Annotated in this window: 15 protein-coding genes; 9 read left to right on the top strand and 6 right to left on the bottom strand. The window is 54.0% G+C overall.

Features of this window, described 5'->3' with window-relative positions; genetic code table 11:
• Positions 1-15: 15 nt before the first annotated feature.
• The 3 genes from fimC to fimA form a co-directional block, all read right to left on the bottom strand.
• The gene (gene fimC / locus J4728_RS04325; RefSeq protein ID WP_208211275.1) at positions 16-708 is read right to left on the bottom strand and encodes a type 1 fimbria chaperone FimC; all 693 of its coding nucleotides are present in this window, start codon (positions 706-708) and stop codon (positions 16-18) included.
• 43 nt (positions 709-751) lie between these two features.
• Positions 752-1,285, bottom strand: coding sequence for a type 1 fimbrial protein subunit FimI (gene fimI, locus J4728_RS04320; RefSeq protein ID WP_000619617.1), 534 nt, complete (start codon positions 1,283-1,285; stop codon positions 752-754).
• 74 nt (positions 1,286-1,359) lie between these two features.
• Positions 1,360-1,917 carry a type 1 fimbrial protein subunit FimA gene (gene fimA / locus J4728_RS04315; protein WP_000875671.1) on the bottom strand — a complete coding sequence of 186 codons (558 nt, stop codon included), beginning with the start codon at positions 1,915-1,917 and terminating at the stop codon, positions 1,360-1,362.
• A 546-nt stretch (positions 1,918-2,463) separates the two neighbouring features.
• Here fimA and folD point away from each other — a divergent pair.
• The 5 genes from folD to J4728_RS04290 all read left to right on the top strand — a co-directional run bounded on the left by folD (position 2,464) and on the right by J4728_RS04290 (position 5,468).
• On the top strand, positions 2,464-3,330 hold the full coding sequence (gene folD, locus J4728_RS04310) for a bifunctional methylenetetrahydrofolate dehydrogenase/methenyltetrahydrofolate cyclohydrolase FolD (RefSeq protein ID WP_000729165.1): 867 nt from the start codon (positions 2,464-2,466) through the stop codon (positions 3,328-3,330).
• Position 3,331: 1 nt separating this feature from the next.
• Positions 3,332-3,544, top strand: coding sequence for a ribosome-associated protein YbcJ (ybcJ, locus tag J4728_RS04305; RefSeq protein ID WP_000190278.1), 213 nt, complete (start codon positions 3,332-3,334; stop codon positions 3,542-3,544).
• A 127-nt stretch (positions 3,545-3,671) separates the two neighbouring features.
• Positions 3,672-4,217 (top strand): metal-dependent hydrolase, encoded by a 546-nt coding sequence (locus J4728_RS04300; protein WP_001143571.1) that lies wholly within the window; start codon positions 3,672-3,674, stop codon positions 4,215-4,217.
• Positions 4,210-4,647, top strand: coding sequence for an STM0539 family protein (locus J4728_RS04295; RefSeq protein ID WP_001038580.1), 438 nt, complete (start codon positions 4,210-4,212; stop codon positions 4,645-4,647). The genes J4728_RS04300 and J4728_RS04295 overlap by 8 nt, the downstream gene beginning before the upstream one ends.
• On the top strand, positions 4,644-5,468 hold the full coding sequence (locus J4728_RS04290) for a DUF2145 domain-containing protein (protein WP_080204031.1): 825 nt from the start codon (positions 4,644-4,646) through the stop codon (positions 5,466-5,468). Before J4728_RS04295 ends, J4728_RS04290 begins: the two co-directional genes overlap by 4 nt.
• Before the next feature lie 44 nt (positions 5,469-5,512).
• Here J4728_RS04290 and cysS read toward each other — a convergent pair whose 3' ends face one another.
• Positions 5,513-6,898: a cysteine--tRNA ligase gene (gene cysS / locus J4728_RS04285; protein ID WP_208211272.1), complete on the bottom strand. Its 1,386-nt coding sequence runs from the start codon at positions 6,896-6,898 to the stop codon at positions 5,513-5,515.
• Positions 6,899-7,070: 172 nt separating this feature from the next.
• Between cysS and ppiB the strand changes: the two genes are divergently transcribed.
• The 4 genes from ppiB to purK all read left to right on the top strand — a co-directional run bounded on the left by ppiB (position 7,071) and on the right by purK (position 9,981).
• Positions 7,071-7,565, top strand: coding sequence for a peptidylprolyl isomerase B (gene ppiB / locus J4728_RS04280; protein ID WP_000255991.1), 495 nt, complete (start codon positions 7,071-7,073; stop codon positions 7,563-7,565).
• Positions 7,566-7,567: 2 nt separating this feature from the next.
• Positions 7,568-8,290 (top strand): UDP-2,3-diacylglucosamine diphosphatase, encoded by a 723-nt coding sequence (gene lpxH, locus J4728_RS04275; RefSeq protein ID WP_208211269.1) that lies wholly within the window; start codon positions 7,568-7,570, stop codon positions 8,288-8,290.
• Between the two features lie 117 nt (positions 8,291-8,407).
• Positions 8,408-8,917 (top strand): 5-(carboxyamino)imidazole ribonucleotide mutase, encoded by a 510-nt coding sequence (gene purE / locus J4728_RS04270; protein WP_064047292.1) that lies wholly within the window; start codon positions 8,408-8,410, stop codon positions 8,915-8,917.
• Positions 8,914-9,981 carry a 5-(carboxyamino)imidazole ribonucleotide synthase gene (gene purK / locus J4728_RS04265; protein ID WP_000815603.1) on the top strand — a complete coding sequence of 356 codons (1,068 nt, stop codon included), beginning with the start codon at positions 8,914-8,916 and terminating at the stop codon, positions 9,979-9,981. The genes purE and purK overlap by 4 nt, the downstream gene beginning before the upstream one ends.
• 40 nt (positions 9,982-10,021) lie before the next feature.
• Here the strand turns inward: purK and J4728_RS04260 are convergent, their stop codons facing one another.
• Both J4728_RS04260 and J4728_RS04255 read right to left on the bottom strand, forming a co-directional pair.
• Positions 10,022-10,915 carry a carbamate kinase gene (locus tag J4728_RS04260; RefSeq protein WP_000855337.1) on the bottom strand — a complete coding sequence of 298 codons (894 nt, stop codon included), beginning with the start codon at positions 10,913-10,915 and terminating at the stop codon, positions 10,022-10,024.
• A 3-nt stretch (positions 10,916-10,918) separates the two neighbouring features.
• Complete coding sequence (locus tag J4728_RS04255; protein WP_001523274.1) at positions 10,919-11,728, bottom strand: DUF2877 domain-containing protein; 810 nt, start codon at positions 11,726-11,728, stop codon at positions 10,919-10,921.
• Between the last annotated feature and the right edge of the window lie 8 nt (positions 11,729-11,736).

The following is an 11,736-nucleotide window of genomic DNA, read 5'->3' as shown; positions in this document are numbered from 1 at the left end:
CTTCACGCTCTCTGCTTAACCGAGACTGGCCGTTGTCGCCGACGTCAATGCGCCGTAATCATTGACGGTCTGAAATGTCACGCTGCCCTGCGCGCCAGTCGGTAAGGGAATTTGCATGTCGCTTTTTGGCGCGATCATCACGTTATCAATCTTTTTCGCGCCCACGCTGATATTGACCAGCGTGAGGTAATAAGCAGATGGGTTGGTTATCTTGAGATGGTTGCCGACACGGGAAAATTTCAGCAAGGTCGGCGCGTCTTCCGGCGTCTGCGGCAAATTCGCCGGACGCACGAACAGTTTGATGCGCGACAGAATCGCCAGTTGCAGAACGTTTTTTCCTTCAATATGACTTTTATCGACCGACGGGATGGCTTTCACGTTCATCCAGAATAACGACTCCCGATCCCCGGATAGCGGTTGCCCGGCGTAGATAATACGCAGCGTGTTTTCACTTTTGGGTTCGCTGACGAATAAAGGCGGCGTAACGATAAACGTTTTTTCTTTCTGCCCAGCGTTATTTTCGATCCATGAATTGACGAGGTAACGTTCTTGAGTATCGCTATTACTGATTGCCAGAGAAGTCTGCTTCGTCGCCGAGGGATAAATAACTCGCGTGGCGCCTAATGCAATCCCCCCCGCCGCCTGTACGTTCAGCGAAGTAAATAACGTGAGAAGAACAATAAAGCCTACTTTTATACTATTCAGCATGGTAAAAAATACCTTTTGCATTGAGTCACGTCGGCAAGAAAATTCATGGGTAAACCAGCGTAAACCACACTTCTGAATGAATTCGTCCCGGCGTCATATTTTCTGAAATTGCCCGATAGCGGGCGGTAAAATGCAAAGTCATTTCTGACGTTAAAATGGGCGCGTAATGAAGCGGTAATGTGTTAGGGATGATTTGCCGCTGCTGGTCATCAAATAACGCCAGGCCGATTCCGGCATTACCGATACCTTCGCCGCTGGCCAGAAAAACATGGGGATCTTCCGCAGGCGTAACGCCAGCAAACGCAATGCCGACATGACGCCAGACCTCCGCGCTACAGGAGATTAACCGTAACGAAAATGGAACGCTGACGGGAGCGAAGCTGCCAGGACCGGTAAACGCATTCGTGCGGTACTGTCCCATCAGTACGCGCAAATCCTGGCTTTCAGTGGCGACAGCGCAGCCGCCATTGACCAGTTGTCCGCGCAGGTGAACACGCCCGCTCTCCACCATTACCGGCTGCGCAATAACGGGCGACATCAAAACAAGCCCCACTAGCGCCGCGCCTTTCCTTATCATCTGCTATGTTCTCTTTTATCCCCGATAGCCTCTTCCGTTGAGGCGCCTCCCTTCCCTGGCGTTCCCTGACGGGATTATTCGTATTTCATGATAAAGGTGGCGTCGGCATTAGCCTGGCCTGGCGTCGCGGCGGCGGCGGTTGCCTTATAGCGTGCGGTAAAACGCAGCGTATTGGTGCCTTCAACCAGCGCCTGCTTCGCCGAGAAGGTCGCGCCGTCCGGCTTCAACGGTGAGGAGGTGTTATCAAGAATCTCAATCCCGACGCCGGTTGCGGTAGTGCTATTGTCCGCAGAGGAGACAGCCAGCAAATTAGGGTTGGTGTTATCTGCCTGACCAGAGAAAGCCACGGCAGCGGTGGCCGCCACTTTCGGATCGCAGTCATTCAGGACGATGGAGAAAGGCACCTGCGCAGTCGTATTACCAATCGCCGTAAAGCTGGCGGTACGGTATTGACCCAGCGTCACCGTTTGATCGGCGGATTTAGTGCTGACGGCACAGGCTGCATTAACCAGTTTACCTTCGAAATGAATAGTACCGCCACTCACGCTCACCGGAGTAGGATCAGCCGCAACCGCTGCGCCAGCGACAAACATCAGACTCGCAATAGTAGAGGTCATTAATTTATATTTCATGGATTTCCCTTGAATTACACACACCCGGTTTCGGCATCCTGTCGGCTCCGTTTGAATTATTATCGACATAGCATGTCAGAAAAGTTATCTCTGCATCCTGTAAAGATAGATATCGCAGATTAATTAGTTTTCTGTTTCTCCCCTGAGTATCAGACGCAGTAATTAATCTTTGCGAATATGACATTTCGTCACGGTAATAAATTAAACATTTCGCTAAATAAAAAATAGCCGCAAACTCTTTTAATGACCTAAGCTAATTCTTATTTGGATATAAGAAGGGTCTAATCTTATTTTGTATAAAATGTCGCATTATGCCGCCCGATGCTATTAACGGCGAGGGATTACGGTAACCATAGCCAGGGTGATGAATTGTTTCTTTTTGGTTAATCATGGCGCGCTTACGGGTCACGTCTCAGTATCGTCAACGGACGGGGGAGACGTCGCGTTTGCATCGGAAACACAAACGTTAACTGACAGCGAGGCCCGCTTCTGACAAAATAGCGTTATCCCCTTTGACTTGAAGTAACAGATGGAATCTTCTCTCTGATGGCAGCAAAGATTATTGACGGTAAAACGATTGCGCAGCAGGTGCGATCTGAGGTTGCTCAAAAAGTTCAGGCACGCGTCGCAGCAGGTCTTCGCGCTCCCGGCCTGGCTGTGGTGTTGGTCGGCAGCAATCCGGCCTCACAGATTTATGTCGCAAGCAAACGTAAAGCGTGCGACGAAGTGGGATTCGTCTCCCGCTCCTATGACCTGCCAGAAACCACCAGCGAAGCCGAACTGCTGGCGCTTATCGATACTCTGAATGCAGATAACACGATCGACGGTATTCTGGTGCAGTTGCCTTTACCGGCAGGCATCGACAACGTTAAAGTGCTGGAGCGTATCGCGCCAGATAAAGACGTAGACGGTTTTCATCCTTATAATGTCGGTCGTCTGTGCCAGCGTGCGCCGCGCCTGCGTCCCTGTACGCCCCGCGGTATAGTGACCCTGCTTGAGCGTTACAATATTGATACCTACGGCTTGAATGCGGTGGTCATTGGCGCGTCCAATATCGTTGGACGCCCAATGAGCATGGAGCTGCTGCTGGCTGGCTGTACGACTACCGTTACGCACCGCTTTACCAAAGATCTGCGTCACCATGTCGAGCATGCTGATTTGCTCATTGTCGCCGTAGGTAAACCGGGCTTTATTCCCGGCGAATGGATTAAAGAAGGCGCAATTGTGATTGATGTCGGTATTAACCGTCTGGAAAATGGCAAGGTCGTTGGCGACGTCGTGTTTGACGAAGCCGCGGCGCGCGCGTCATACATCACGCCAGTACCGGGCGGCGTCGGCCCGATGACGGTCGCCACGCTTATCGAAAACACGCTGCAGGCGTGCATTGAATATCACGATCCACAAGGAAAATAACATGGCGACATTCTCTTTAGGCAAGCACCCGCACGTCGAGCTGTGCGATCTGCTCAAGCTGGAAGGCTGGAGCGAAAGCGGCGCGCAGGCGAAAATCGCCATTGCCGACGGGTTGGTGAAGGTTGATGGCGCGGTTGAAACGCGTAAACGCTGCAAAATTGTCGCCGGGCAAACCGTTAGCTTCGAAGGCCAAAGTGTGAACGTCGTGGCCTGATACAGAGTGCCGGATAGCGACGCAAAGCGTCTTATCCGGCCTGATTACGCTGTCTTTTCAGATAATCATCCACTTAATCCTCTGCGTTCCAACTGCTAGCATGGCTATTTCCCTGTGAACCATCGCTATGCCTACCGTTATCACCCACGCCGCCGTTCCTCTGTGTCTTGGCGCAGGCTTAGGCCTGAAAGTTATCCCTCCTCGCCTGCTATTTGCCGGTGTTGTGCTGGCGATGCTCCCCGATGCCGACGTGCTGGCCTTTAAATTTGGCGTCGCCTACGGCAACGTGTTCGGCCATCGCGGATTTACCCACTCTTTACTTTTCGCATTCGTCCTCCCCCTGTTGTGCGTACTCGCGGGACGACGATGGTTTCGAGCTGGGCAGGTGCGCTGCTGGCTGTTTTTAACCGTTTCATTGTTGTCGCACAGCCTGCTGGATTCGATAACCACGGGTGGTAAAGGCGTCGGATGGCTGTGGCCGTGGTCAGATGAACGTTTTTTTGCGCCCTGGCAGGTGATTAAAGTCGCGCCGTTCGCGCTTTCAAGCTACATCACGCCGTATGGACATCAGGTCATTCTCTCAGAATTGCTGTGGGTGTGGTTGCCGGGAAGTATTTTAGTGTTATTTCTATGGGTACTTAAAACGCATATTAAAAGGAATCAATATGAATAAAATGACATTCGCCGCCGCGGTCGTCTGTTTCTCATTTTCCCACGCCAGCTATAGCGAAGAAATGTCTGCCACTGGATGGTATGCGGCATCGTCTGCGGTTGTCAGCGTGGGCAGTTCCGCACTGGTTAGCGGAATTATACTCTCCCCCGTACTGCTGCCGCTCAACCTGAGTATTGGATCTGTTGTCGAAAATAAAAAGCAAAAAACCGCGCTGTTAACCACTAAGTCCCCCGATAACAAAGACATTAAAATGCAAGTTCCGCTACATGTCGTCAAAGAAGGCAACCTCAAAGCAGGTGATAAAGTCACTCTGGAAAAAACGCAGGAAGGCACCGGCGCTTATTTGAAAAAAGAGGGCAAAGTCCTTGCCCATATGGTAAATCAGGACGACGCAGGACTTTCCAGCAACCAGACGGTACCGGCCAAATGAAGCGGTTCGCGTTTGCCCTGTGGCTCAGCGCAATCTCGCTCAACGCTTATGCAGACAGTGCTAACTGTCACCAAAAAGCAAACACGCCGGAGAGCATCGCAGCGACAATGGATCAGGCGCTACAGCTCAAACAACAGCTTAACAGTCAATCCGATCCGGTCGTCATTCTGGTTCGCCAGGGGCAAGATATGTCGAGCCGACATTTAACCTGGTCACATGCTGGCTATGCCATGCGCCAGCCAAACGGAGACTGGCGGGTTTACCATAATCTGAATACTTGCGGAACCGCTGAATCAGCGCTCTATATACAAGGTCTGTATGAGTTTCTGGCTGATGATCTGGTGAATCAGAGCATTGCCGTTTTGCGCCCGCGTTCAGATATCGCGACGGCATTACAAACGCTCTTACATAGCGCTATCAAACTCAATCTCTTCCACAGTCCCCGCTATAACCTGATTGCGTGGCCTTTTTCCGGCCCTTATCAGAATTCGAATGGCTGGCTTCTCGAAGTGTTTGCGCGAGCAAACGATGCGCAGATTTGGTCACGTAATGATGCCCGCCGCTGGTTGCAGCTTCAGGGTTATCAACCCTCTATCGTTAGTGCTGGCACTTTTGAACGATTAGGCGCAAAACTGTTCACCCCTAACGTTTTCACCGACGATCAGCCAGCAGAATTGCTGCGAAAAGGAAATGTGGGGCTAAACAGCGGCGACAGCGTCATCCGCTTTATTGCCCATTACAGCCGGGCAATACCCGGGTGTGAACATCAGAATCTGGGGGAGTCGGTGTGCGTTTATCTTTCGCCCGGCGCGAAAAAATAAAAAACAGGCCGTTCTATGCCAAATAGAGCGGCCTGTAAAAGCGCTTACTTACGCCGCCAGGTGGTGCCTTGCGGGCCATCTTCCAGCACAATACCCATCTCGTTCAGGCGATCGCGCGCCGCGTCCGCCGCCGCCCAGTCTTTCGCTTTACGGGCATCCAGACGCTGTTGAATCAAGGCTTCAATTTCCGCAACTTCACCGTCATCCGCCTGCGCGCCGCTTTGCAGGAAAACATCCGGCTCCTGCTCCAGCAGTCCCAGCACGCCGGAAATCTTCCGCAGATGAGACGCCATCGCATTCGCGGCGGTCATATCTTCGCCCTTCAGACGGTTGACTTCACGCGCCATATCAAACAGGACGGAGTAGGCTTCCGGGGTATTGAAATCGTCATTCATCGCCTCCACGAAACGCGCTTCAAACGCCTCGCCGCCCGCCGGGGCCGCTGATTTATCCGTTCCACGCAATGCAGTGTATAACCGCTCCAGCGAGGCGCGCGCCTGCTTGAGGTTCTCTTCGCTGTAGTTCAGTTGGCTACGGTAATGCCCGGACATCAGGAAGTAGCGCACAGTTTCCGCATCGTAGTATTTCAGCACGTCGCGCACGGTAAAGAAATTGCCCAGCGATTTGGACATCTTCTCGCGATCCACCATCACCATACCGGAGTGCATCCAGTAGTTGACGTATTCGCCGTCATGCGCGCAGGTAGACTGGGCAATCTCGTTTTCATGGTGCGGGAACATCAGATCGGAACCGCCGCCGTGAATATCAAAATGGTTGCCCAACTGCTTGCAGTTCATCGCCGAACATTCAATGTGCCAGCCCGGACGCCCTTCGCCCCACGGCGACGGCCAGCTCGGCTCGCCCTCTTTCGACATTTTCCACAGCACGAAGTCCATCGGGTTACGCTTCACGTCAACGACATCCACGCGCGCGCCCGCCTGAAGCTGCTCAAGATCCTGACGGGAAAGCTGCCCATAAGTCGGATCGGTCGGTACATCAAACATCACATCGCCGTTATCCGCCACATAGGCGTGCCCTTTCTCGATTAAGGTGCGGGTGAGTTCGATAATTTCCTGAATATGGTGCGTCGCACGCGGCTCGCTGTCCGGACGCAGAATATTCAGCGCGTCGAAGTCCTGATGCATTTCCGCAATCATTCTGTCGACCAGCGCGACAAAACTTTCGCCGTTTTCATTGGCACGTTTAATAATTTTATCGTCGATATCGGTAATGTTACGCACATACTTCAGCTTATAACCGAGAAAACGCAAATAGCGCGCGACAACGTCAAAAGCGACAAACGTGCGTCCGTGGCCAATGTGGCAGAGATCGTAAACGGTGATACCACACACGTACATGCCGACTTCCCCGGCATGAATGGGTTTGAATTCCTCTTTTTGGCGCGTCAGTGTATTAAAAATTTTTAACATCGAAGATTCCGTATAGACGTGTGTGGGTAATTAGGTGTGTATAATACTCATAATTCAACCTTGAAGCAGCACACTTTGCAAGGTGATCGCAGCTTACGGTTATGCTATAACAAGCCCCTATATGTGCCCCATTGCGGGCTAAAGCACCACTCTCTTGGAACAGGATGCAAAAATGGTTACTTTCCACACTAATCACGGCGATATCGTAATCAAAACCTTTGATGATAAAGCGCCTGAAACAGTTAAAAACTTCCTGGACTACTGCCGCGAAGGTTTTTACAACAACACCATTTTCCACCGTGTGATTAACGGTTTCATGATTCAGGGCGGCGGCTTTGAGCCGGGCATGAAACAGAAAGCCACCAAAGAGGCGATCAAAAACGAAGCCAACAATGGTCTGAAAAATACCCGTGGTACGTTGGCAATGGCACGTACTCAGGCGCCACATTCGGCTACCGCGCAATTCTTCATCAACGTGGCAGACAACGACTTCCTGAACTTCTCCGGCGAAAGTCTGCAGGGCTGGGGCTACTGCGTCTTTGCGGAAGTTGTAGAAGGTATGGACGTGGTAGATAAAATCAAAGGCGTCGCCACTGGCCGTAGCGGTATGCACCAGGACGTACCAAAAGAAGACGTCATCATTGAAAACGTGACCGTCAGCGAGTAATCGTGGCGACACTGTTTATTGCAGACTTGCATCTGCAAACGGAAGAACCGGCGATCGTCGCCGGTTTTCTGCGTTTTTTAGCCGTAGAAGCCCGCCAGGCCGACGCGCTGTATATTCTTGGCGATCTCTTCGATGCCTGGATTGGCGACGACGACCCCAACCCGCTACATCGTGAAATGGCCGTTGCCATTAAATCGCTGGTTGATTCCGGCGTCCCCTGCTTCTTTATTCATGGTAATCGCGACTTCCTGATTGGCAAACGCTTTGCCCGCGAAAGCGGCATGATTCTACTGCCGCAGGAAAAAGTGCTCGACCTGTATGGCCGCAATGTGTTGATTATGCACGGCGATACGCTCTGTACCGATGATGCCGGATATCAGGCGTTTCGCGCCAAAGTCCATAATCCGTGGGTTCAACGACTATTCCTTACCCTGCCGCTGTTTATCCGCCGCCGTATCGCCGCCAGAATGCGCGCCGGCAGTAAAGCCGCCAACAGCAGCAAATCGCTGGATATTATGGACGTCAATGCGCAGACCGTCGTCGCCGAAATGGAAAAACACCGCGTACAGTGGCTGGTTCACGGTCACACCCACCGCCCGGCGGTGCATGAACTTTCCGTCAACGACCAGCCCGCGTTCCGCGTGGTGTTAGGCGCATGGCATCATGAAGGTTCAATGGTAAAAGTCACGCCGGACAACGTTGAGTTAATCGCCTTCCCCCTGTAAATGTTCGTCGAATCGTCCGTTACGGCGCACACGCAACCGTTTTCCTTGCCTGATTATCATGCTATTCTTTGACACCTCAAAAGCAGCGTGTCCCGCACCACAGGAGTTTTAAGACGCATGTCTTCCCGCAATAATCCGGCGCGTGTCGCCATCGTGATGGGGTCCAAAAGCGACTGGGCTACCATGCAATTCGCCGCCGAAATTTTTGAAATTCTGGATGTCCCGCACCATGTAGAAGTGGTTTCCGCTCATCGCACCCCCGATAAACTGTTCAGCTTCGCCGAAACGGCGGAAGAGAACGGATATCAAGTGATTATTGCCGGCGCGGGCGGCGCGGCGCACCTGCCGGGAATGATTGCGGCAAAAACGCTGGTCCCGGTACTCGGCGTGCCGGTACAAAGCGCTGCGCTAAGCGGCGTGGATAGCCTCTACTCCATCGTGCAGATGCCGCGCGGCATTCCGGTGGGTACGCTGGCGATCGGTAAAGCCGGTGCCGCTAACGCCGCCCTGCTCGCCGCGCAGATTCTGGCGCAACACGACGCGGAACTGCATCAGCGCATCGCTGACTGGCGCAAAGCGCAAACCGATGAAGTTCTGGAAAATCCCGATCCGCGGAGAACGCTATGAAGCAAGTTTGCGTTCTCGGCAACGGGCAACTGGGCCGAATGCTGCGCCAGGCGGGCGAACCGCTGGGTATCGCCGTCTGGCCGGTTGGTCTGGATGCAGAGCCTACCGCCGTGCCGGTACAGCAGAGCGTCATTACCGCAGAGATTGAGCGCTGGCCGGAAACCGCGCTTACCCGCGAGCTGGCGCGCCACCCGGCCTTCGTCAATCGCGATGTATTTCCGATCATCGCCGACCGTCTGACACAAAAACAGCTTTTCGATAAACTGGGACTCGCGACCGCGCCGTGGCAGCTGCTGACCAGCACCGACGAGTGGTCCGGCATCTTTGACCGCCTGGGCGAACTGGCGATTATTAAGCGTCGCGTTGGCGGCTACGACGGTCGCGGGCAGTGGCGTCTACGCGCGGACGAAACCGGGCAACTGCCGGATGACTGCTATGGCGAATGTATTGTTGAGCGCGGTATCCATTTTTCCGGCGAAGTGTCGTTAGTCGGCGCGCGCGCTCATGACGGCAGTACCGTGTTTTACCCGCTAACGCACAATTTGCATCAGGACGGCATCTTGCGGACCAGCGTCGCGTTCCCACAGGCGAACGCCGAACAGCAGGAGCAGGCGGAATCGATGCTGTCAGCAATTATGCAGGCGCTGAACTACGTCGGCGTAATGGCGATGGAATGTTTTATCACGCCGGAAGGCCTGTTAATCAATGAACTGGCGCCGCGCGTGCATAACAGCGGACACTGGACGCAAAATGGCGCCAGCATCAGTCAGTTTGAATTGCATTTGCGCGCGATTACCGGCCTGCCGTTGCCCGCGCCGGTGATTAACGCCCCGTCGGTGATGATCAACCTGATCGGCAGCGAGCTGAATTACGACTGGCTGAAGCTGCCGCTGGTACATCTGCACTGGTATGATAAAGCGGTACGTCCGGGGCGAAAAGTCGGCCATCTGAATCTGACCGACAGCGATACGTCACGTCTTAGCGCCACCCTGGAAGCGCTCTCTCCGCTCCTGCCGGGCGAATACGCCAGCGGCATTATCTGGGCGCAAAGTAAGCTTAAATAAACAGCGTGGGCGGCGCATTCTCTGTTGCCGCCCGTCGCGATCACAGACAGATGCAGGTTCCCGCCCTGCCCGCCAGGGTATCGTCAATACGCGACAGCGCGCCAATCCATGCCGGCTTTCCGCACCGCTTCACATACCCGCTTACCGCGGTCACCTTCGGTCCCATCGCGCCATCGGCTTTGGCAAACGGCGCCAGCTCATCGGGCGAAGCCTGACGAATAGCGCGCTGCTGCGGCGTTCCCCAATGTTCATACACCGCATCCGCATCCGTCAAAATGATCAGACCATCGGCCGCTATCTGCTCCGCCAGCAATGCCGCCGCCAGGTCTTTATCTATCACCGCCTCGACCCCTTCGCCCTCGCCAGCAACAGGTACCCCGCCACCGCCGCTGCAAATCACCACATGGCCCTCTTTTAGCAATAACTCAATAGCGGCGCTTTCGATAATCTGACGCGGCGCCGGGGAAGCGACGACACGGCGCAGATATTTTCCATCACGTTTCATATGCCAGCCATAAGTCGCTTCCAGCGCCATTTGCTCTTCTGGCGAATAAACGGGACCGATAAACTTTTCCGGTTCAAGAAAAGCAGGATCGTCCGCCGATACCTTTATTCGCGTTAATACCGCAGTCACCGGCGGCATATCGGGTTCAAGCGCCAGACGTTGCGCCAGCATATAGCCGATCATTCCCTGACTTTCCGCCACCAGCACATCCAGCGGATAAGGCTCAACGGCTTTCCAGGCAAGGTTCTGTAAAGCCAACAGGCCGACCTGGGGGCCGTTGCCATGTACTATCGCCAGCCGATACGAGCGGGCAAGTCGCGCCAGCGCAGGCACCGCGTCAGCAATATTGCGATATTGATTCTCTGCCGTTAGCGCTTCTCCGCGCTGCAATAATGCGTTGCCGCCAAGAGCAACTACCAACGTTTTCATTCCCTATCCTTTTACTATTTGTTGTCCAAGCCAGAACCCCAGCAGCGTATCCGCGCCAGAGGTGTGCCCCAGCGCCAGCAGTCCATCAATCGCCGTTTCTGTGCGAACATCTCGTCGCAGCGCATGAATAAAGTGGAGTAAAGGCGACGCGAAATAACCCATAGCCGCATAGCGTAAATAGCTAACGCTCACGAGCGTCGTCGCCCGATCAAGGCTGCCGGATTGGGCAAAAAAATTACGCCCGGCGCGTTCATCTATGGCGCCAAAATACCAGGCCGCCAGCAACATTCCCGTCAGCGTGTCGTCATGACTGGGCGTTAAGCCCGGCCCTTTACCCAGCCATAGCCGCCAGTCAGTCGCAGCACCTGCAAGCGCCGACTGAAAGCAGTGACAAAACTGGCGAAGTTCCGGACATAGAGGCTGAGCTGCGGCGACAGTTAACGGCCCAAACAGCCCCGTCTCCTCACTACGCTGCATGTACGTCGCGTTAAGACGCGGCGACGCAAGATAGCGTGGAACCCGCAGTAAACAGCGCCTCTCCGGCTCGCATAAAAGAAACTCGCCAATCTGAATACCGGCAGCGGTTGACTGCGGTTTTTCGCCATCGGTGAGCACATCGCGCAAGGCGTCAAAATCGCCGCCGCGCAGTATCCACCCTCCCGGACTGAAGCCGCTCCCCCGACGGTGAAGCGTTAATAATTCACCGCTTTTCGCCACAAAATTAATAGAGCGACGCCATACCCCTGACATCTGCCAGGGTTGCCGATAATCCGCCGATTGTCGGCTTGCCATAAGAGGATGGATACGTTTCATGAGACGCA

The organism is Salmonella sp. 32070601201500089SM, assembly GCF_017573605.1.
GTDB classification, from domain to species: domain Bacteria; phylum Pseudomonadota; class Gammaproteobacteria; order Enterobacterales; family Enterobacteriaceae; genus Salmonella; species Salmonella enterica.
The sequence above is the reverse complement of the archived record's forward strand: the minus strand, read 5'-3'. Positions and strand labels throughout refer to the sequence as shown.